Source organism: Streptomyces sp. NBC_00829 (assembly GCF_045161795.1).
Lineage (GTDB): Bacteria > Actinomycetota > Actinomycetes > Streptomycetales > Streptomycetaceae > Streptomyces.
Window position 1 is genome coordinate 2,943,645 of record NZ_CP108867.1, and the last position, 20,137, is coordinate 2,963,781.

16 protein-coding genes are annotated in these 20,137 nt (G+C 68.4%); 4 read left to right on the forward strand and 12 right to left on the reverse strand.

All coding sequences use genetic code 11. From position 1 onward, the window contains the following. Positions 1 to 8: 8 nt before the first annotated feature. From OG293_RS12405 to OG293_RS12460, 12 genes are all read right to left on the reverse strand, one after another. Positions 9 to 2,018: a thioredoxin domain-containing protein gene (locus OG293_RS12405; protein ID WP_405998860.1), complete on the reverse strand. Its 2,010-nt coding sequence runs from the start codon at positions 2,016 to 2,018 to the stop codon at positions 9 to 11. Between the two features lie 157 nt (positions 2,019 to 2,175). Further along, positions 2,176 to 2,763, reverse strand: a complete 588-nt coding sequence (locus tag OG293_RS12410; RefSeq protein ID WP_405998861.1) for a D-glycero-alpha-D-manno-heptose-1,7-bisphosphate 7-phosphatase — start codon at positions 2,761 to 2,763, stop codon at positions 2,176 to 2,178. 135 nt (positions 2,764 to 2,898) lie between these two features. Then, positions 2,899 to 3,777: a sugar phosphate isomerase/epimerase family protein gene (locus OG293_RS12415; RefSeq protein WP_405998862.1), complete on the reverse strand. Its 879-nt coding sequence runs from the start codon at positions 3,775 to 3,777 to the stop codon at positions 2,899 to 2,901. A gap of 47 nt (positions 3,778 to 3,824) precedes the next feature. After that, positions 3,825 to 5,270 (reverse strand): FAD-dependent oxidoreductase, encoded by a 1,446-nt coding sequence (locus tag OG293_RS12420; protein WP_405998863.1) that lies wholly within the window; start codon positions 5,268 to 5,270, stop codon positions 3,825 to 3,827. 161 nt (positions 5,271 to 5,431) lie between these two features. Beyond that, positions 5,432 to 6,508, reverse strand: coding sequence for a GNAT family N-acetyltransferase (locus OG293_RS12425; RefSeq protein ID WP_405998864.1), 1,077 nt, complete (start codon positions 6,506 to 6,508; stop codon positions 5,432 to 5,434). Further along, a complete protein-coding gene (locus OG293_RS12430) occupies positions 6,505 to 7,752 on the reverse strand; it encodes a DegT/DnrJ/EryC1/StrS family aminotransferase (RefSeq protein WP_405998865.1) in 1,248 nt (415 codons plus the stop codon). The genes OG293_RS12425 and OG293_RS12430 overlap by 4 nt, the downstream gene beginning before the upstream one ends. Before the next feature lie 32 nt (positions 7,753 to 7,784). Further along, positions 7,785 to 8,867, reverse strand: coding sequence for a GNAT family N-acetyltransferase (locus OG293_RS12435; RefSeq protein WP_405998866.1), 1,083 nt, complete (start codon positions 8,865 to 8,867; stop codon positions 7,785 to 7,787). Next, entirely contained in the window at positions 8,864 to 9,874 is a 1,011-nt protein-coding gene (locus OG293_RS12440; RefSeq protein WP_405998867.1) for a glycosyltransferase family 9 protein, read from the reverse strand. The genes OG293_RS12435 and OG293_RS12440 overlap by 4 nt, the downstream gene beginning before the upstream one ends. A 326-nt stretch (positions 9,875 to 10,200) precedes the next feature. Further along, positions 10,201 to 10,767, reverse strand: coding sequence for a GNAT family N-acetyltransferase (locus OG293_RS12445; protein WP_405998868.1), 567 nt, complete (start codon positions 10,765 to 10,767; stop codon positions 10,201 to 10,203). 65 nt (positions 10,768 to 10,832) lie between these two features. Further along, on the reverse strand, positions 10,833 to 11,798 hold the full coding sequence (locus OG293_RS12450; protein ID WP_405998869.1) for an NAD-dependent epimerase/dehydratase family protein: 966 nt from the start codon (positions 11,796 to 11,798) through the stop codon (positions 10,833 to 10,835). 79 nt (positions 11,799 to 11,877) lie between these two features. Then, positions 11,878 to 13,977, reverse strand: a complete 2,100-nt coding sequence (locus OG293_RS12455) for a PfkB family carbohydrate kinase (protein ID WP_405998870.1) — start codon at positions 13,975 to 13,977, stop codon at positions 11,878 to 11,880. Further along, the gene (locus tag OG293_RS12460; protein WP_405998871.1) at positions 13,974 to 14,405 is read right to left on the reverse strand and encodes a VOC family protein; all 432 of its coding nucleotides are present in this window, start codon (positions 14,403 to 14,405) and stop codon (positions 13,974 to 13,976) included. Before OG293_RS12460 ends, OG293_RS12455 begins: the two co-directional genes overlap by 4 nt. A gap of 1,251 nt (positions 14,406 to 15,656) precedes the next feature. On the opposite strand from OG293_RS12460, the gene OG293_RS12465 reads away from it, so the two are divergent. The 4 genes from OG293_RS12465 to OG293_RS12480 all read left to right on the forward strand — a co-directional run bounded on the left by OG293_RS12465 (position 15,657) and on the right by OG293_RS12480 (position 20,074). Beyond that, positions 15,657 to 17,237: an FAD-dependent oxidoreductase gene (locus tag OG293_RS12465; RefSeq protein ID WP_405998872.1), complete on the forward strand. Its 1,581-nt coding sequence runs from the start codon at positions 15,657 to 15,659 to the stop codon at positions 17,235 to 17,237. Next, entirely contained in the window at positions 17,237 to 17,962 is a 726-nt protein-coding gene (locus OG293_RS12470) for an SDR family NAD(P)-dependent oxidoreductase (RefSeq protein ID WP_405998873.1), read from the forward strand. The genes OG293_RS12465 and OG293_RS12470 overlap by 1 nt, the downstream gene beginning before the upstream one ends. A gap of 908 nt (positions 17,963 to 18,870) precedes the next feature. Beyond that, the gene (locus OG293_RS12475) at positions 18,871 to 19,710 is read left to right on the forward strand and encodes a helix-turn-helix domain-containing protein (RefSeq protein WP_405998874.1); all 840 of its coding nucleotides are present in this window, start codon (positions 18,871 to 18,873) and stop codon (positions 19,708 to 19,710) included. A gap of 181 nt (positions 19,711 to 19,891) precedes the next feature. Continuing rightward, positions 19,892 to 20,074 carry a hypothetical protein gene (locus OG293_RS12480; RefSeq protein WP_405998875.1) on the forward strand — a complete coding sequence of 61 codons (183 nt, stop codon included), beginning with the start codon at positions 19,892 to 19,894 and terminating at the stop codon, positions 20,072 to 20,074. Positions 20,075 to 20,137: the final 63 nt, after the last annotated feature.

Below are 20,137 nucleotides of genomic sequence, written 5' to 3' on the forward strand. Positions count from 1 at the left end.
CATGACCCTCACGTTCCGAGCTGCCGGGCGAGCTCCACCGGATCGGTCGTAGGCATCCGACAGGTGAAGTTGCGGCAGACGTACGCCGCCGGACGGTCGTCCACCGACGACCGCTCCCGCAGCAGCGGGAACTCCTCACCGTCCGGATCACCTACCGCGACCACCAGGCCTGGGGCCTGCGCCACCAGCGCCGTACGGTGCAGCTCCCGGGTCGCCGCGTCCCCCTCGGGCCCCACCACCGCCACCTCACGCGGCCCGTCGAGCAGCGCCTCGGCGACCGCCAGCCCCCAGCCGATGAAGCGCGGAGCCCGCGGGCCGAGCGCCTTGACCACACCCAACGCGCCCTCCGCGGCCGTCCGATGAGCCTGGGAACCCGTGTGCGCCGCATACGAAAGCAGCGCGCCGGCCGCCGCCGACCAGCCCGACGGCGTGGCGCTGTCCGTCGGATCCTGCGGACGCCGGATCAGCTGCTCGGCGTCGTGAGCGGTGTCGTACAGCGCGCCGCCCTCGGCGACGAACTGATCGAGGACGATGTCCAGCAGGAAGCCCGCGAACTCCAGCCACACCCCTTCGCCGGTCACCCCGGCGAGCGCCAGGAAACCCTCGGCGACATCCGCGTAGTCCTCAAGAACTCCCGCGTTGGCGCCGGCCTTGCCGTCCTTGGACGTACGGGCCAGCCGCGCACCGCTGTCCATGTGCAGCCGCACCAGCAGATCCGCGGCCTCGGTGGCCCGCTCGACGAGATCAGGACGGTCGAAGAACGCGCCGGTCTCCGCGAGCGCCGCAACGGCCAGACCGTTCCACGCGGCCACCACCTTGTCGTCCCGCCCCGGCCTGGGCCGCAGCGCCCGCGCGGCGAGCAGCCGCTCCTTGATCCCCGGATCGGCCTCGCCGTCCGGGAGTTGGAGCACCGAGGCGCCCTCCTCGAAGGTCCCCTCCTCGGTCACCCCGAACCACTCCGCGGCCCGCCGGCCGTCCTCCTCCCCGAGCACCTCACTCAGCTGCCCGGGCGTCCAGACGTAGAACGCGCCCTCGACGTGCCTGCCCGTACCGTCATCGCTGTCCGCATCGAGCGCCGAGGCGAACCCGCCCTCGGCCGTCCGCAGTTCGCGCACCATGAAGTCCGCGGTCTCCAGCGCGACCCGCCGGGCGAGCCCGGAGCCGGTGGCGCGCCACAGGTGCGCGTACACGCGGCAGAGCAGGGCGTTGTCGTAGAGCATCTTCTCGAAGTGGGGGACCACCCACGCACGGTCCACCGAGTACCGCGCGAATCCGCCGCCGAGCTGGTCGTAGATCCCGCCGCGGGCCATTGCCTCACAGGTGTCGGCGGCCATCTGCAGGGCTCCCTCGGCCCCCGTCCGCGCATGGTGGCGCAGCAGAAACTCGACGGCCATCGACGGCGGGAACTTGGGCGCGCCGCCGAATCCGCCGTGCCGCTCGTCGTACTCCCGGGTCAGCCCGAGCAGCGCTTGCGCGAGCTCCTCCTCACCGGGCACACCGACACCGCCGAAGGCGAGCGACCGTCCGGCCAGATCCCGGACGATCTTCCCCGCCACCTCGCCGACCTCGTCGCGCCGGTCGGCCCAGGCGCTGTGCACGCCTTCGAGCACCTGCCGGAAGGACGGCATGCCAGGGCGAGCCTCGGGCGGGAAGTAGGTGCCGAAGTAGAAGGGCTCCCCGTCCGGCGTCATGAACACGGACATGGGCCAGCCGCCCTGCCCAGTGGCGGCTTGCACGGCCTCCATGTAGACCGCGTCCACGTCGGGACGCTCCTCGCGGTCCACCTTGACGGACACGAAGTGCTCGTTCATGTACGCGGCGGTGTCGTCGTCCTCGAAGGACTCGTGCGCCATGACGTGACACCAGTGGCAGGCGCTGTAGCCGACGCTCAGGAGGACGGGCACGTCGCGCCGTCGGGCTTCTTCGAACGCGTCGGTCTCCCATGGCCACCAGTCAACGGGATTGTCCGCGTGCTGGAGGAGATACGGGGACGTGGCCTGCGCGAGTCGGTTGGGCATACCGCCATCCTTGCGTACCCACCTCCGCCCCGCCCATGCGCCACAGGGGCAGCACACAAACGGGGCTGAGGGGTGTCGGCTCAGTGCTCGCACGGCCGATACGGCAACTGGTTCGAAACGGCCTCATGCGGGACTCAGAGCCGACGACGAGGGCACCTCAATCCTCGTACGCGGGGATCTCGGAGCCCGCGATGGCGGTGAGTGCCTGGGCAGTCGTGGTCCGGTACAGGGTCGGCACGACACCGGCGAGGGGCTGTGGGCCGACGAGGGCGGTGCGGGTTCCGGCGCGGTGGCCGGCGTCGATGTCGCAGACGGAGTCGCCGACCATCCACGAGGAGGACAGGTCACAACCGAGATCACCGGCCGCCCGGTGGAGCATTCCCGGGGCGGGCTTGCGACACGAACAGGCGACGGAGAACCGCGGCAAAGTACCGCCCGGATAGTGCGGGCACAGGTAGATCCCGTCCAGCTGGACCTGGTGGCGGGCCAGGAGTTGCCGCAGCCTCTGGTGCATCGGCGCGATGGCGGCCTCGTCGATCAGGCCGTGGGCCAGTCCGCTCTGGTTGGTGACCACGATCAGGGCGAACCCATGGTGCTGGAGAGCGCGCAGCGGTGGCCCGATGCCCGCCTGGAGCGCCAGGTCCTCGGGGCGGGACGGATAGTGCCGGGGCTCGGTGAGGGTGCCATCGCGGTCGAGGAACACCGCTGGCCGCTGAACGGCGCCGGTGCGCTCCGGGCCGGTCATGCCGCTGCACGGGTGCCGACGGCGTGGAACGGTTCGGCCGCTCCCGATGAACGCGGTGGCTGGACGGAACGCACCCTCAGACCGCCTCCTTGGGTGCGCTGAGCGGTGGGGCATCGGTGAGGGGAATTCTCCGGTTCATCGGTGGGACGGCGCGTGAACTTTGATCATCTCGCGCAGGTACGCGGCTGCCCTGGCTGTCTCGGTCAGGAGAATCGACGGCACACAGTGTGGTTCGAGCGTCAGGTGCCCGTCGTACCCCGCGGTCGCAAGGCTTCCGATCAGCTCCGGCCAGTCCAGTTCCCCGGTGCCGAGAGGCGCCGTGTCATAGGCCCTGCCGTGATCGGTGTAGCGGATCCAGCCGTCGCGCGGGGTCTCCGCCACCGACGCTCGACGTACGTCTTTCACATGGGCGTAGCGCACCCACGGCAGGAGCAGGGGCAATGCGTCGCGGGCCGCGGAAACCGCAGCGCAGAGGAAGTTCGCGGCATCGAAGTTCAAGCCGAACCAGGGTGAGTCGACCCGAGCGAACAGCGCCGCCAGCGCTGCCGGCCGCCTGCTGATGTCGGACCCGGCCGGGTCCCATCCGAACGCGTCGAACTCGTTCTCCAGCACGATCACCACGTTCTCCGTCGCGGCGAGGTCGAGGACCGGTGCCAGCGCGCCGGCGTATGCCTCGATCGCACGCTCGTCGTCGACCAGCGGCGCGTGACCGAAGTAGGTGTTCACGCGGTTGCTACCGGTTCGTGCCGCTAGCGCGATCGCCTCGTGGAGGAGCGCGACGGAGTCCGCTTCGCCGGTACCGTAGAGCTGGCTGGGGGTCGACACGCAGGCTGTCCGCAGCCCGGCACGGTCCAGCTTGCGGAGTGCGGCGTCGACACCGTCGCGCAGGGCGTTTTTCGGGTACCAGAATTCCACCGCGTCGCACTGAGCGGACCTGGCCATTTCGATCAGTCCGTCCACGCCGTCGGTGTCCGTGAACTCGGTGCCGGAAACCGCGATCGACATTCCCTGCATCTGGATTCCCTCTCTGCTCGCTCTCTGCTCGCTGCCTCTGGTGCCTGTCACCCGGCGAGTGCCGCTCCCAACCGCTTGCTGAGCGCGAGCGTCGTCATCGACGGATTGGCCGCTCCGGTGCGTGGCATCACCGACGGCCCACACGCGTACAGACCCTTTACGGCGGTGAACTGGTGGTTCGCGTCGAGGACTTCACCGAAAGCCAGTGTCCCGGCTTCGTGTTGCTCGGAACCGAGCGGGAAGCTGTAGGTCAGTGGTGTCGGTCCGCGGAGCGCTGTCAGCCGATCGGCCAGGTCGGGCGAACCATGCCGCGTCGAGAACTGAAGCGGGTCGGCGGGAACGCCGAGGAGTCGCGCCGTTTCGGCCCACAGTTCGCCGAGCAGGTGTCGCTGCGTGGAGAGCACTGTCTCATCAGCCGCGTCGAACGGGGCGTGCACGGTCGTCGGCCAGGGCCATGCGCCGTGGCCGTCGCACCGCACCTGGCCGTACGGGCCGCGGCGCTGCTCGCCCATGGTCCAGCTGTCCAGGTTGATCGTGCCGTTCACCCCTTCGGTGAAGCGCACGAAGTGGTTGGACCGGGTACTGGCGGTACCGGTCCGGTGGTAGACGTGGCCCTGATGAGCGGCCACCCGGACGGCATCGGGAAGCCGTTCGGTAACGGTGAAGGCGACCGTGAAACCCTGTGAGATCTTGTCCACGAGTCCCGGCAGCTCACGCGGTGCGGCGGCGTCGGAGTCAGCCAGTGCCTGGATTGCCAGCCGGCTGTTGACGATCGTACCGGCGGCCAGCACCACCCGGTTCGCACGCAGGTCGCGCAGCTCACCGTCCTCGGTACGCACCAGCACGCCGGTCGCCCTGCCGTGCTCGACACGGACCCCCAGAACCTCATGGCCGGCGAGGATCGGCACGCGGCGCACCCTCGGGTCGCCGTCGTCGGCCCACCATGCCAACGGGCTGAAAGCGCTCCATTTTCCGGCGCGTTCCGTGCGGGTGGCGTGCGGCGTGCTGTCGAACTCCATTGCGCCAAGGGTCAGCCCGGGTGCTCCAGGGGGCTCGGCGCCCCAGCCGACCACGTCGTCGACGACCCGCTGGTACAGCGACGGCCCCCCGTCCCACGTCTCGGTCAGTTCGGTGACGATCGCTTCCGGCCAGTGCTCGCAGAGGGCCCAGCGCTCGATGGGCAGCAGTACGCCACCCCAGTAGAGCGAGCGGCCGCCGACCCGTCGACGCAGGCCGGCCAAGTCGCGGTAGACCCCGTCGGCTGTCCGATAGGGACGGCAGAAGTCGGGGTCGGTCTCCGGGCGCAGCCAGAGCTGGAGCGCTTCGGCCGATGAGTATTCGTTCTGGATGTGTGTGCGTCCCCGGTCAGGCCCGGCCTCCAGTACGGCCACCGAACCCCGGCCCCGTCGGCCGAGTTCCGCCGCCGTCGCGAGGCCGGCCATTCCAGCACCGACCACGAGTGTCTCGACATCGGCCAACGATTGCACTGACACCCCAAGGTTGTGTGTGGTCCGAGTGTTGTCATCCGGGAGTGAGGCGACCGCCTGGGCGGTGCGCATCGGGGCAGTTGGCGCGGTGCGCATCGGGGCAGTTGGTGCTCAAGGCGCGCCCACCGGCGACGCGGCCCGTGGCCGGGGTTGCGTGAGCGACGGGGTCACGCCCGGCACGGTTGCTCCCGACTCGCCGTCATGGTGGGCGCGCGGCTGCAGGGCAGTTCGAGCTTGTAGGCGTAGGCACCGCGCGTCAGATCGAAGGTGTCCGTCCCTTGGGCGGCGAGTTCGCTGACCATCGCGGCTGTCAGCAGGTGCCCCGGCGAGTCGCGACCGTGGCCCAGGTCGTAGGCCGCCCGGTAGGCGTAGTAGGTGCGGTCGTGCCAGAAGCCGAACCATCCGGCGAGCAGCGTTTCATCGAGCCACAGCTCGTGTAGTCGCGCGGTGCTGGACGGCTCGGCCGCGACGGCCGCGAACGTCCGGTCGACCACGCCGCCGTCGAATGGCGCCACTGCGTCAGGCCGGTCACCCCACTGCTGAGTATGCAGCTCGATGAACGTCGGCAGGCGGGCGGCGAGCTGCGCCGAGGTGTCCGCGCAGGTGAGCCGGAGCTTGCCGAGTCGCCCGATCCTGCGGCGTTTTCGCCGCATGTCCCGTCGCTCGCTGACGCGTCGGACGACCTCGGGGTCAGTGAGGTCGAGGCGGAATACCGTCTCTGACGGCCGGAGCGTGGCGCCCAGCTCGGACATGGCGCGCAGCAGCGGTCCATCGGCGATCAGGTTGCTCAGCTCCAACCGGGCGCCGAACTCCCGCTGACACCGGTCGATCGCCTCGGCCAGCCCCCCGATGTCGGGCTCGGGTCCGGTGGGCGGCCCGTCGCCCACCTCGGCGACCTCGTGATAGTCGGCCCACGGCCAGGACAACGGGCGCAGGAGCGTCGTGCTGTCGTCTTGGTGCAACTGCAGGCCGACAACCAGGGTGGGCCGGTCGGTACGTGCCATGCGGATCAGTACCGGGGTCGTTCCCTCGGCCTCCGCCGCCTCACGAATCCACGCCCGCCACCAACCGCGCGTCTGGAAAGGTGTCCGCACCGAGAGCCGGTGCGTGTCCAGGAAGTCCGTCGTCGCCCGTGCACCGTACTCGAACGCAACGGCATTCATCCGGCCACGCGGGGCGACGCCCGGTGGCGGGGGTATCGCGTCCGCTTCGGATGCGGAGCCGGGGTCCCGTGCCCCGCTCATGACGCTGCCTTGGCCACGTCCTCCACCGTGGTCCTGAAAAGCCGCGCCGCTGCCTCGATCGCGTCGTCCCCGGCCGTCACGTCGATGCCCACTGCGCTGCCGAGATAGGAGTCGACCACCCCCACGCTCAACGCGATGCTGCGGCTGAGCAGATCGTCCGTACGCGGCAGGCTGCCCGGGGGATACGACCGACGCAGGACGGCGCGATCCGGCCTGCGCGTCCCGGAGTCCGCCGGGGCCACCAGCTCCGGGCGCAGCTGGGACATGTTGGCGTAGTTGTGCTTGCCCGACCGGCTCAGGGTGATCGTGCCCAGTCGGGCTGCCACCTCGTCGGCCACGGCCGCGGACGCGAACGTGTACGCGAGCACCGTGGCACAGTCTCCGTCCGGATCGTGCAGTCGGCGCCGCGTCGCTCCGGGCAAGTCTCCGATCGCGTCCGCGAGCTTGTCCCGGTTGGCTCGCAACGTCCGCAGAATGTCCGGCAGTTTGCGCACCTGGGCGAGCGCGAACGCGCCGGTCAACTCGTGCATCCGCAGATTCAGGCCGAACAGCGGCGGCCCGTCGGTGACACCCTGCCGCAAGGGCGCGGCCCCATGGTCGTGAAGGGCGAACGCGGTCTCGTACAGATCATCGTCGTCGGTGAGCAGTATGCCGCCGTCGCCCGCCGTGAAGGTCTTGAAGACGTTGAGGCTGAACGCGCCGAATCCACCGACCGTCCCCAGGTGCCGGCCGCGGTATGTGCCACCACCGGACTGCGCGCAGTCCTCCACGAGCAGCACCCCGTGCTCACGTGTGACGGCGTCCAGGGCGTCGAGGTCGCACGGCGCCCCGAGCATGTGGACGGCGATCACCGCCTTCGTGCGCGAGGTGATCTTCGCGGCCACGTCCGCCGGATCGAGAAGCAGGCTCTCGTCGATCTCGGCGAGCACCGGCTCGGCGCCCGTATGGACGACCGCGGCGATCGAGGCGATGAAGGTATAGCCCGGCACGATCACCTCGTCGCCCGGACCGATACCGGCGGCCAGCAGCCCGGCGTACAGGGCACTGGTGCAGCTGTTCATGCCCAGGCAGTGGCGCGCACCGGTCAGGGCGCGGAATTCCTGCTCGAACCGCGAAACCTTCGACGGCAGCGCGGACCCGTCGTGGTCGTCGAAGCGGTACCGGCTCAGCTCTCGCTCACGTACGACGCTCAGCACCTCGGCCTCCTCTTCCGGGCCGATACGGGAAACTCCTGGTCCTGCCATGGCGATCCCTCCTCTCGTCCGGCTCTGTCCTGCTACCTGTGCCCGACCGCGGTCCCCGGTGGCTTGGACAACCTGCCGGCCAAGTCGCCCGGGACCAGATCCATCAGCAGCGCGTCCCGCCACGTGCCGCGGTGGCGTTCGTACGCCCTCATCCGGCCGACTTGCCGGAAACCCACCTTCTCCAGGCACCGCACGGCAGCCCGGTTGTCGGAATGGGGCGCCGCGGTGATGCGATGCCCGGCGCCGGTGAAGACCGACCCGGCGAACAACCTCAACGCCCGTGTCCCGATCTCCCGGCCCCGGTCCGCCGCGTCGGACACCGCCAGCGCCTCGATCTGGATGTGTTCGAACTCCGGATCGGCCTCTTTGCGGTACTCCAGGAAGCCGACGGGGCGATTCCGTTCGAGTATCACCAGGCAGCGTTCGTGCAGGAATCGGCTGAGGACGCCGTCGTTCGGTTCCAGCGCTCGCCACTCCAGCACGTCGGCGTCGTTGAACGTCCGGCGGAACAGCTGAATGTCCTCCGGTATCGCACGTCGCAGCCCGATACCGCTCTCGTCGACCTGGTCGTCCTCGACAACGGCGGCACCGGGCCGTACCGATGCCTGCTCGTCGGCCTCGATCAGGGCCTCCAGCAGGTCGACCAGCTCGGCGGCGTTCTCCGGCCGCGGGTCCGGCACGACGCGACACGTGGGCGCCGCGAACGCCTCGGCGGTCAGGAACGGGTGGCGGCCCAGAACCAGCAGCGGGCGTCCCGTGTCCAGGGCGAGACCGATCTCGGTGAGCGTGCCGTAACGGCCTTCGAACGCAATCATGCCGTCGCCGCACCAGTTGAGGATATTGCTCCGGGCCAGGTCCATCGACGTGGGCAGGGCCCAGGTGGTCCCGTCCTCGGCGTCGGACAGACGGTTCCACTTCAACAACGCGAGTGTGTCGCCGCCGATCGCCTGGCAGCCTTTGTTGGCCGCGGCCGCCACGCCGCCCTCGCCGCCGCTCACCAGGCCGTAGCCGCGCTGCGCGAGCTCCTTGCCGATCATCTCCGCCAGCCGGAGGACGTCGGCTCGCGCATTGCCGGGCCGGCCTCCGAGGACCGCGATCGCGCGCCGACGTGTCATTTGGCCAGCTCCCGGTGACCGACCTGCCGCATACTCCACTCCAGTTGGTCCAGTTCGATCAGCACATCAGCCGGTCGGACACCGGCTGCGCACGGCGCCGGACAGCCGGTGTAGTAGCGCCGGCAGGTGCCGTTCGGCTTCATGTAGGAACAAGACAGCGCGACCGCGCTCTGCACGACCCGCGAGACCTCAGGGGCCGCCATCGGTGACCAGATGTCACCGTCGGTCGCCAGGTACAGCGTGACCACCGGGCAGCCAAGTGCGGCCGCCAGGTGTGCCGCCAGCGTGTCGTTGCCGACCAGCACGTCCAGTCCGGCGATCCAGTCACGGAGGGCTTCCAGCGAGTGCAGGAACACCGTGCCGGTGACGCCCGGCGTCGACGACAGCCGCCGTGCCAGTGCCTGCTCGTCCTCTGCGAGGCCGACCGCGACTTCGACGTCGAGCCCTCGGTCGTCCAGCCGCCTGATCAGAGTCGACCACTCGTCCGTGGGCCAGCGTTTGACCGCGGCACTGGCACCGACGTAGCAACCGACCACGCCGGGACGTCGTTGTCGCCGGCCGGCGAGCCAGGCCGGGTTCAGGTCGACAGGGACGTTGTGCGCGCGCAGGAGTCCGGCGGCCTGTTCACCGAAGGGCCGCCGTTGCGGCCGCTCGCCGAGTTCGTGCAGATCCCAGCACTCGACTCCCCTTTTCGTGGCGTCCGCCCGGAACTCGAAGTAGTTTCCGTCCTCTTCGGCGGACTCCATTCTGAGGTTGACGACCAGTTCCACACCGTTGCGATCGAGGAAGTTCCACAGTTCCTCCCTATGAGCCGGCAGGAACCGTCGCCACAGTGCCGGGAAGGTCCCGGAAGCACCCTGCATGCCGACCGCCGTACGTACCCATTCGGTGTCGAGTGCGATGTTCGGTGCCATGAAGTAGGTCCAGCCCGGATGAGACCGCTCGAACGCCGCCAGCAGTGGCGCCGCAATGATTCCATTGCCCACGCCTTCGTTTATGACGACCATTGCCGTACGCATTCCTGCCCTTTCAAGTCAGCGTCCATGGACTGGACGATGGTCGGCCCAGCTGGCTCGTACGCGTACGCGTGCGCGTGCGTGTACGCGTCGAGGTGGCGCGGGCGCCGCTGTCGTCAGTCGAGTTCCGCCGGCGCGGCATGGATGACGTGCTAAGGGCTGTCCCGTATTCCCCGCCGGGCGCCCGACGCCAGCTACGGCACCTCGCTGCGTTGTCGGGCTCATCCGAATACGCCCAGTATGAGGACGACCCTCCGCCTTGCGATGCACCGCATCTGACGCCATGCGCTGACCCGCCGGGGATTACGGGACACCCCTTAGCCTCCGGCTCCCGGTCGAGCACTGAGACGGCTGAGGAGCCGGGGGGTGGCAAGTTGGTCGAGGTAGTCGGGCTCGTCGCGTACCCGCTCGATGCCGGGACGAAGGTCCAGGAGGTAACGCACCGAGTCCACTTCCTTGCAGCCGACTCCCAGTTTCCTCGCCATACGGTCGTAGAGTTTCCGCGCGGGATGGTTGTCCGGCTCGGTCTCGCCTTCGGCGAACTCGTAGCCGCGCCGCATCGCCTCAACGAACCCTGCGGCCACCAGAAGTGCTCCGATACCCCGGCTGCCACGAAGGGCCTCGGTCACATAGACGTCGTGCACATAGGCTACTTTGTCGGCGAATTGAAGGTTGGGAAGTGGATCGACCATCACCAGGCCCACAGCGACCTCCTCTTCGCACGCCATGATCTGGAAGCTCGCCTCCTGGTCGACAATGCCCTCGAGGAAGGTGCGGGTGCCGGCCAGGTCGACCTCCTTTCCGCAGTCGTGCTGCTGCTCGACAATCAGAGGCATGAGCGTGTCCAGTTGATCCTTGCTCACCACGACCGTTTCCAGACCCACGTGATCTCCATCCTCCAGCGGTGATTCCATCGATCGGCCGGCTCCGGACACCAGCTGACGTACCCTCAGCTGCGGTTGTCCATTTTTTTGAAATGCAGGTACAGCTCATGGGCAGCGCTCCGTAGATCGTCCGGGCCCGGCCGGGGCCGCGTCGGGAGCGCGGTGTCGAGAGCGGACATGTCAGCGCAGGTCCAGTACTGATAACGACCGATGTGGGGGTTCGGGACCAATCGCACGTTCAGCGGGGCCTTCGCGAAGTCCGCACACCAGCGGAGCAACTCGGCGAAGCTGGTCGCGTGGCCCGATCCGACGTTGAAGATGCCGCAGGGCGCTGCGGGTTCAGCCATGAGGACGCACGTCTGCGCGACGGTGGCGACGGGAACGTAGTCCCGGCACGCCTCCAAGGTGTCGGCGAAGAGCCTGAGCGGTTCCTGCCGCGCGGTTGCCAGGAGCAACTGCCCGATGATGGAAGCCATCGACTTCTTGTGCCGCTCCCCGGTGCCGAAGACGTTGGTGAACCGCAGGCCCGCCCATCCCGGTCCGCCGCCGACGTCGGACCGCGTGGTCATGTGCGCCTCGAACAAGGCCTTGGAACGGGCATAGGCGTTCAGCGGCCCGGAGCACGCGGAAGACTCCAACGCGGTTTCCGGCAGCGGCCGCCGGTCGTTGATCTCGCCGTAGACGCTTGAGGAGGAGGCGTAGACGAGACGAGTGCCGCTGCGCTCACAGCGCTCCGCCAGCACCGCCGGTCCGGTGATGTTCGTCTGCTCCAGCGCCTGCCAGTTGTCCTCGACAGTGCTGCTGATCGCGCCGAGGTGCACCACTGCCGTGAACTGGCCGGCGTCCACGGCATGGAGGATCGCCGGGTCGTCGAACGAACAGGTGTGGACGGTGGTGTCCCGGCACACGTCGGCTGGCGGGGTGGCGAGGTCCACCGTGGTCACCCGGTACCCGGCGTTCAGACAGGCCCGTACCACGTGCCTCCCGATGAATCCGGCCGCTCCGGTGACGAGCACGCTCTGTTGGCTCACGCCTGCCGCCCTGGTCGTCCGGTCCGCGTTGGCTGACGCGGAGAAGCCGTGCGGAAGTGAAGGGGATGGAGTGTCGTCATCACCGTGTCCGTGCCGAATCGATCAGCGACGACGTCGACCAGCCGGCGATGAAGGGGACGACCACGGTTCGTCCGCCCAGGGAGCTGACCAGCTTGTCTTCCGGAATCTGAATCCCCGAGTAGTCGCCGCCCTTGACCCAGATCGCGGGTCGCAGCGCGCGTATGGCCGCTTCGGGGGCATCCTCTTCGAACACCAGGACGGCGTCCACGGAAGCGAGTGCTTCGAGCACGAGAGCTCGTTGTGCCGCCGGCACGATCGGGCGCGACGGGCCTTTCAGCCGGGACAGCGAGTCGTCGCTGTTCAGGCAGACGATCAGGCAGTCACCCAGTTGGCGCGCCTGTTCGAGGAGCTGGACATGCCCTGCGTGCAACAGGTCGAAACAGCCACCGGCGGCGACCACGGTACCGCCCCTGGCGCGGACAGCGTCGGCGAGCTCGATCGCCCTTTGAGTGCCCGTGGCGGGCCCGGCGCTCGAAAGCCCTGGCCTGGGTGAGCCGTCGTCGGGTGGGTAGTCCACGGTCCTGGGACCACCCGCCGCGACGTACGCCGAGGCCGCCTCCACCGCCGATGCCACCGCTTCGCTGGGTAACTTGCCGCAGGCCAGCATGAGGGCGAGGTGACCGGCGAAGAAGTCGCCGGCACCGCAGGCGTCGGCCTTCACTCCCGCGGCAACCTTCGTGGGTACGACCAGCGGCGGCAGTTCCGCGTCGGCGAGCAGGACAGCGCCATGCTCGTGCCGGGTGAGCGCCACCTGGACCGGCCCCCACTCGCGCCCTACCGCACGCGCCGCTTCGACGTCGTCGGACAACGTGTCGCCGCCTGTGAAGGAGGCGATCACCCGGGCTTCCCGGCTATTCGGCGTCACGACCGCGGTATGGGCGACCGGCACCGTACCGCGCGGATGCGGATCCCAGACCAACGGGGTTCGCCTGGCCGCCTCAGCGAGTACGGCACGCAGGCCGGTGTGCGCGGCGACGCCTCGACCGTAGTCGGACACCAGGACGCCGCCGGCAGCGATCAGCACGCGCCGTGCGGCGGCGAGTGCTGCGACGCCCTCCCGCCCGACCGGCGGGCAGACGTCGTTCTCGTCCAGCATCATCACGGTGCGCCCGGCGGCGCGGATCCGCGTTTTTACCGCGGTCGAGCCGTCCAGCCCGAGGTCGACCACCGTGACGCGCGCTTCGTCCAGCAGTGTCCGCAGATGGTCGCCCACCGCGTCCTGGCCGAGCGCGGTGACAAGGGTGACCGGGTAGCCCTGTCTCGCGCTCAGTACAGCGGCCAGCGCGGCACCACCGGGGCGCGCGCGCGTGGTGCCGCCGGTCACGACCAGGGCCGGCTCGTCGGAAGCGACCCGCTCCACACGGCCGAGGTGGTCGCGGTCGAGGAAGGCGTCGCCGACCACCACAAGGTTCGTGCCGTCTGCGCGTGCCGCACCCGGCCGTCGTTCCCCTGCCGGCTCCGATGACGAGGCGGACGAGGGCGGCGGCACCGACGGGGTGGAACCGACGGCGTCCGTGGCGGTGTCGTCCTTGGCGGCGACGGCGGCGTCCATGGCAGCACACATCAGGTGAATCACCACGAGGTGGCATTCCTGCACCGTGGACGACGCCTCCGCGTCCACGGGCACCGCTTCGTCCGCCACCGTTGCCAGCGGGTTGGGCGCCGGTCCCGTCAGAGCCCAGGTCACCGCGCCGACCTCACGCGCGGCCTCCACGGCGCGCAACAGGTTTGCGCTGCGGCCGGAACCGGACATGAGCAGCACGATGTCGCCTGGCCGCGCGTGCGCCCGGACCTGCCGGGCGAAGACCTGCTCGTAGCCGTAGTCGTTGCTGATCGCGGTGACCGAAGACGTCTCGGCGTGCAGCGACAACGCGGACATCGGCTCGCGTTCCGTCTGGAATCGGCCCACGAGTTCAGCCGTCAGGTGTTGGGCTTGCGCCGCGGACCCGCCGTTGCCGGCCACCAGCAGACGCCGGCCGTCGCCGCCCAGCTGAGCCAGCCGTGCCCCCCAGTCGACGACCCGGGACAGGTTGAGCTCGGGCAGGGCCGTGGTGAGCTGTTTCAGGTAGTCCGTAGCAGTCGAGGTGTCGGCCGTCATGCCGGTGCTCCTACTGTTGGGCGCCCCATAAAGTCGTTGAGTTCGATGGTGTGGCAATCGGGGTCGGCCACGAACGCCACCGTCTCCTGCTCGATTCGGCGTGGCTCGGCGACCACTCGGTAGCCGAGCGCGCGAACGTGTTCCACGAGTGCCGGAACGTCGGCGACGCGAAACGCGACATGGTGAGTAGGGTGCGGCGCGGGCACGAGGTTTCGCTCTTTCCACAGCTCCACACCCGCTGGCCTGCCGCCCGGCGCCATCTGCAGGATGACCCGATCGGCCAGCTCATAGCGCACGACGACCGACAGTCCAAGCGCCTCGGCATAGAATCGTTCGGCGATGTCGATGTCCGCTACGTCCAGCCTGATGTGGTCGAAGGCCGTGACCGAGGTGACTGCGTGGGCACGGTCCAGCGGCTCGCTGCCCAAGTCGCGATCCTCCTTCAGAAGTGACGAATTCTCTCCATCTGATACGCCCGCATCCGATGTCACAGAGCCCAAGTCACCCTCCCGTTGCAGCTGGGCAGTCTGTGCGGTGTTGCGTGCTGTGCGGATGCATGGGTTGTCGCAGTGGTGTCCCTGGGGCACAAGGACGGCAGACCGTATTCGGCCGTGCACGTGCCCGATGGAAGAGATGGGTCTCTTTTTCGCCAGTCAGCGGGATATTCAGGCTGTGCCGTCTCGATACGGTGGGTAGACGAGCCAGAACTCCTGAAGAAAGCCGCCGGTAAGACCGCCGTATCCCCTTCCCTCGTGACGCAAAGGGCTCTTCGCCAACCATGGCGGGCGAGCCCATTGTTCGTTTGCCTGGGGACAACTCTAGGGATTCAAGTGGAAAGCAGTTGACCAGAGTTGCGCATTCCATGGCCGATGTTGCGAGTGATCGTATGGGCCGCCCGATCACACGGGCCGTGTACGCGCAGTTGAGGCGGCATGCGAGACGGCGTCCAGGCTGAGGCGCGCCGGTGCCGGTGAGGCTGCTCGCCGACGCGATCGGTGTGGAAGGCCACCCTGCGGACATCCCCGGGCACAGCGGCCGCACGCGGGGGGATACTCGCAATATCAGCCACGGACTGCGCAACTCCGGTCAACTTCCTTTCTCTTGAGTCCCTAGGGTTGGGCCTGACCGTCTACGGCAGTTGCCACGGCTGACGGATTTCATCAAGAATCCAGAGTGCGTGCCTCGTCGGCCGATCCGCACATGGGAGCCCCGGCTGACAGAGACGACGGAGGCCAATCGGAACCGCAAGAGACCCCGGGGTTGACAGGCACGGCGCCGAACCGGAAGATTCACCAACGCAACGCCGGATCCAGGCCTTTACGCAAACTCCGCCGCCTGGCGACTGACGCAGGAAAGCGACTCGCCTGCGGCAGGGCCGATCTCCAGCCCTTCGCAGCCGCCCGCAGGACGCAGGACGAGTCTGAGACACCAGCTCGATATTCATTCCACCCCCAGGTGGAGAAAACGCGTCGCCTCTGAAGAATTGGCACTGCCACCTCGGTTCACAGCATTCGACGTGCCCGCCTCATCACCCGGACGTTGCTTCGTGGAGACGGCGTGCGTCGAGCCCCGGGACACACTCGGCGGCGATCAGCCAGGCCTTTCGCGCCCGGTCACACCACGCCTCCGATCCGCAGGCCACATGCACGGACCCGACGAACTCAGTAGGGAGAACCACTGTGCCGACATCCGATCTCCCCGCAGACCTCGCCGCATGGCAGTGGCCCGCGGCACCGGACACCGATGACCCGCGTGGTCGGGTGGCGATCGTCGGAGGTGGGCTCGCCGGCCTCGAAGTGGCCCGGCACCTGGCCACTCTCGGTGTCGACGACGTCCTGGTCATCGAAGCTGGACCCGCGCGGGACCTGCTGCACATCAACTCTGCGCACAACCCTGATCAAGCGCTGCGCACCTTCCTGGATCCCGCCGACGACCCGCACTTCCAGCGTAGTTGGACATCGGAGTCCGCCCCGCACTACGCCGTCAACGCCGGTCTGCGCCAGCGCCTGGGCGGACGCTCGCTGTACTGGTACGGCGCGTCCCTGCCGGTCGAGGAGTGGGCGCTGGCCGACTGGCCGGAATCGGTCGTGACGGACCTGCGTGACTCTTGGCAGGGCGGTGGACCGCTCTACGAGCAGGTCGCGGCAGACCTCGGAGTGGATCCGAGCCGACTCGACTCGCAGGAACCGGTGCTGAAGGTCGGAGGGTTCCGCCTTGTCCGCACCCCGCAGGCCGAAACCCGGTTCGGTGACGATGGCCGCTGGTACGCCTACTCGCCGCTGGACCACTGGCGGCACCCGGTGACGGGCGCCGCGTTGGACGGCCCGCGCGGTATCCGGTTCCTGTGCGACACCGAAGTCCTCTCGGCTGACATCAGGGACGGGCGGGCCTGCGGCGTCCACGTCCGGGGAACCGGCCCGAACGCCAAGGGCCGCCGGATCGCCGCGGACTCGGTGGTCCTGGCCGCCGGAACCATCGAGAGCAGCAGACTGGCGATCCAGTCGCTTCGTGCGGTCGACCCCAGCCGCCCGCCCCGGCTGGACGGGCTCACCGACCACATCGTCCAGGGCTTCTTCCTGCGCGTGCGCGACTCGGGCGACGACAGGGCGTCTCGTGGCCTGTCGGATGTCGCACCCGGCTCGTATGTGACTGCGTGCGAGGACGGAGCCCGGTCGAACCTGTTCATCACGGTCGAACGGCCCGATCCCGGCGTCCTTCTGTTCGACGTGCGGCTCACCGGGGAGCAGGTGCCCGGCACCGGTAGCCACGTCACATGCGAGCCGAACGGCGCGTACCCGTGGCGCACAACCGTCACCGCGGACCTGGCCCACGCCGACCGGGGCGTCATCGAACGCCAGCGCGAGGTCCTGGACGAGGTCTGGAGCCAGCTGGCCGCCGGGTTCGGTCTCACCGCTACGCCCCTGGCTTTCGACGACTTCGACCACCCGGTTCGGACCAACGCGTTCGTGCTGCCGGAGTCGATCGGCGCGGAGACGTCCGAAGGGCCCTTCACCTGGTCAAGCCCGCTGGGTACCGAGGACCACGAGGGTTGCACCCTGCCGCTGGGGGGCGTACTCGACGATCGCCACGCGTTCGCCGCCGTCCCGGGCCTCTACGCCTGCGGGCCGGCGACCTTCCCCCGTATGGGCGCTGCCAACCCTTCGCTCACCACCCTGGCTCTCGCGCGGCGACTGGCCCATGTCCTGGCCGCCGCTCACGGCCGGCAGGCACACCTGGTGACATCGGAGCTGGACGCGTGATGCTCAAGGACAAGCGCGTCCTGGTCACCGGAGCCTCGAAGGACATCGGCCGGGGCATCGCGCTTGACCTGGCCAGGCACGGAGCAACCGTCGTAGGCACTTACAACACCGGCGCGTCCGACGCGGAGGAACTCCTTGCTCTCGGCATCAAGGAGATGGTCCATCTCAACCACCTGGACCGGGAGGAATCAGCGGCCACGCTCAGCCGACTGGCCGCCAGCGGCCCGTTCCACGGGATCGTGAACAACGCCGCAGTGATCGAGTTTGCTTCCTGGGAGTCCAGCCTGGACTCCTGGGACAGGGTGCTGGACGTCAACCTCCGGGGCCCACTGGCCACCGCGATCGCGCTCGCCCCCGGCATGCCGCCCGACAGCTCAATCGTCAACATCTCCAGCACGGCCGGGACGACAGGCTCATTCACTTCCCTCGCCTACTCGGCGAGCAAGGCCGCGCTCACCAACCTGACGAAGAGCCTCGCCAACGTGCTCGGGCCGTCCGGAATCCGCGTCAACGCCGTCTCGCCCTGCTATGTCGATGCCGACGCACCCGCGGAATCAGCCGGACTGACCCCCCTGCGGCGCAATGGGTTCCCGAACGACATCGCCTCGGTAGTGGCGTTTCTGCTCACCGACGGCGCTCGCTTTGTCACCGGAACGGAAATCACTGTGGATGGTGGCTACATGGCTGCGGACGCTCTCGCGAAACGTGCGTATGAGGCGGACTGAGGTCCGCTGCCGATAACCCGTGGATCTTCGAGCCGCATTTGACCCGGTCGACAGGATTCGGACCTTTCAGGTCCCTCTTTTCTGCCCCCGCATGTTCATGCTCGAAGCACTCGGACCGTGGTTGCTGTCGTCTCTCACCGTCCCGCGCCTGATACTCAACGGCACGGTGGCGGCTGTGAGTCTGGAGGCCGAGCCGGAGCCGGTGGTCGCCAGAACCTCGATCACTAACCGGCCATATCCAAAGGCTGGATGCCCTACGCATGTATGCCGTGGGAAGAAGGCCGCGACTTCGGGAAGGTGCGCGCACTGCTGGGAACAGAACCAGGGCTTGCGACGACCGGACGAGCGAGCGAACCTGAACACCCGTCAACCCTCTCTGACCAGCTGATCAGCGACTCCCGAGCATCAGGGGAGCCTCAACTGGGCACCGGACGGATCAGCTCCTGTCATATCGGCCGGGACACCAGGCGAACGCCGAGCCCGGCCAGGGCTCCTGGGGTATTCCGCTCCCATTCCACTGCCCGATCACCACATGCGAGCGCGCGCCCGCCACCACCGCGGAAGCAGAGATCAGCAGCACCTCCGCGACCTGGTGACACGTGCCACCGCGACAGCGTGGGGCCGAAAGCCGTCGCCCCCCGACCGGGCGACGACAGGCCTGAACTTAGCCCCAGTGCAGGCGACTTGACGAGACAGACAGTGGCAGACTGGCGGCACATCGAGGCTCCGATTCAAGGCGACGACTGGCAAGGTCATCCGTCTACGACGGGAGCCTCGATCCGTTCACACCACACCCACCCGCGATCGTCACCACTCGGTAACCAGCGATTTCACCCACTCAACCGGACCTTGAGAACGCTCTCAGGTGGTGGGTGCCCAGCAGTAGCTACCAGAAAAGGCGACCGGAAATGGCCGAACCCCGCGGCATCCCGCTTTGGAATTCCCTGACAATCGAGAGGCGTTTTATCCCTGATCAGGGGCGAATAACCTATCAGCCACGCCAAGACTGGTTCACTATCGTGGCTCTTCTGCACGGCTTATGCCAGTTTGAATACCCGGACGGTTCAGGCTGGCACCAGACCACACTCGCCTGCGGAGATACCTCTCGCCTCGTCGGCAAGAGCGCGGTTCGGCTCTGGCGGCCGCGGTCGGGAAAGCAGCAAGTCGAGGTGGCGTTCATCGCACTGCCCACGCAGCACATTCGGTACTACGCGGACAGACATCCGGAAGTCACCCTGCGTGACCTGTCGGCCCTGGAGACTCCGCGGGTTTTCGACCCCGTGGCCGCGGCCATGGCCCCCGGTTTGCTGGGCGCCCACGATGCGGGGGTGGGCGAGCACTACGCGTACAGAGCCGCGCATTACCTGACCGCCCATCTGCTCCACCCGCACCACGCCATACAGTCGGACGCTCCGGGCCTGAATCCGGAGCGACTTCTCGCGGTGACCAACTACATGCACGAGCACCTGGCGTCGCATATCGCACTCGAAGACATGGCCAAAGAGGCCCTGCTCAGCCGGTACCACTTCATACGCCAGTTCGCTGCCGCCACGGGAAAAACGCCCGTACAGTACCTGACCGAGTTACGTATCGATACCGCGTGTCGTCTCCTCACCACGAGCAACGAACTCATATCCCAGGTCGGCAGCCGCTGCGGCTTCCCTAATCCGGAGAATTTCGCCCGCGTCTTCAAAAAACACCTGGGCTGCTCACCGCTCCAGTACCGGCAGCGATCCCTTCCGGCCTGACGCTCCCGAGCCATGTCCCCAGGTCACGCCCGGTGGCAGTGAAGCACTCCGAGATGGGCGGATCCGCCATCGACCCCGGAGCGCTTCAGCGGAAGCTGACCGGAGAATCGAGATGCGGGAGGGGATGCGGCAGCATCCGGGCTGCTTGCGGACCGGATGTCGGTGGGGGCGCACAGGCAGGATGACGTCGGGAGTTGAGAGCGACCTGATGGCCGAGGGCCTGGAGCCGGCGGACCGGGCAGCGGGTCTTGCGGAGCGGACCTCGGCCGCGCTCTCCGTCCTGTGGCAGCGCAGCCGCCAGGGTACCTACCGTGAGTGCAGTGATACCTGGCCGAGGCGGCAAGCCCGCATCGTGGCGTCGTGACGACGGTGGTGGAGCGTCAGCGACTGTGCCGGGGGCCATCGGCCCTGAGGACATCGCCGCCCC

Excerpts from the sequence above, each read along its gene's own strand:
- OG293_RS12440 (WP_405998867.1), bottom strand. The coding sequence starts at position 9,874 with ATGGTCGTCATAAACGAAGGCGTGGGCAATGGAATCATTGCGGCGCCA.
- OG293_RS12410 (WP_405998861.1), bottom strand. The coding sequence starts at position 2,763 with ATGACCGGCCCGGAGCGCACCGGCGCCGTTCAGCGGCCAGCGGTGTTC.
- OG293_RS12455 (WP_405998870.1), bottom strand. The coding sequence starts at position 13,977 with ATGACGGCCGACACCTCGACTGCTACGGACTACCTGAAACAGCTCACC.
- OG293_RS12475 (WP_405998874.1), top strand. The coding sequence starts at position 18,871 with ATGGCCGAACCCCGCGGCATCCCGCTTTGGAATTCCCTGACAATCGAG.
- OG293_RS12435 (WP_405998866.1), bottom strand. The coding sequence starts at position 8,867 with ATGACACGTCGGCGCGCGATCGCGGTCCTCGGAGGCCGGCCCGGCAAT.
- OG293_RS12470 (WP_405998873.1), top strand. The coding sequence starts at position 17,237 with ATGCTCAAGGACAAGCGCGTCCTGGTCACCGGAGCCTCGAAGGACATC.
- OG293_RS12430 (WP_405998865.1), bottom strand. The coding sequence starts at position 7,752 with ATGGCAGGACCAGGAGTTTCCCGTATCGGCCCGGAAGAGGAGGCCGAG.
- OG293_RS12415 (WP_405998862.1), bottom strand. The coding sequence starts at position 3,777 with ATGCAGGGAATGTCGATCGCGGTTTCCGGCACCGAGTTCACGGACACC.
- OG293_RS12425 (WP_405998864.1), bottom strand. The coding sequence starts at position 6,508 with ATGAGCGGGGCACGGGACCCCGGCTCCGCATCCGAAGCGGACGCGATA.
- OG293_RS12480 (WP_405998875.1), top strand. The coding sequence starts at position 19,892 with ATGACGTCGGGAGTTGAGAGCGACCTGATGGCCGAGGGCCTGGAGCCG.
- OG293_RS12405 (WP_405998860.1), bottom strand. The coding sequence starts at position 2,018 with ATGCCCAACCGACTCGCGCAGGCCACGTCCCCGTATCTCCTCCAGCAC.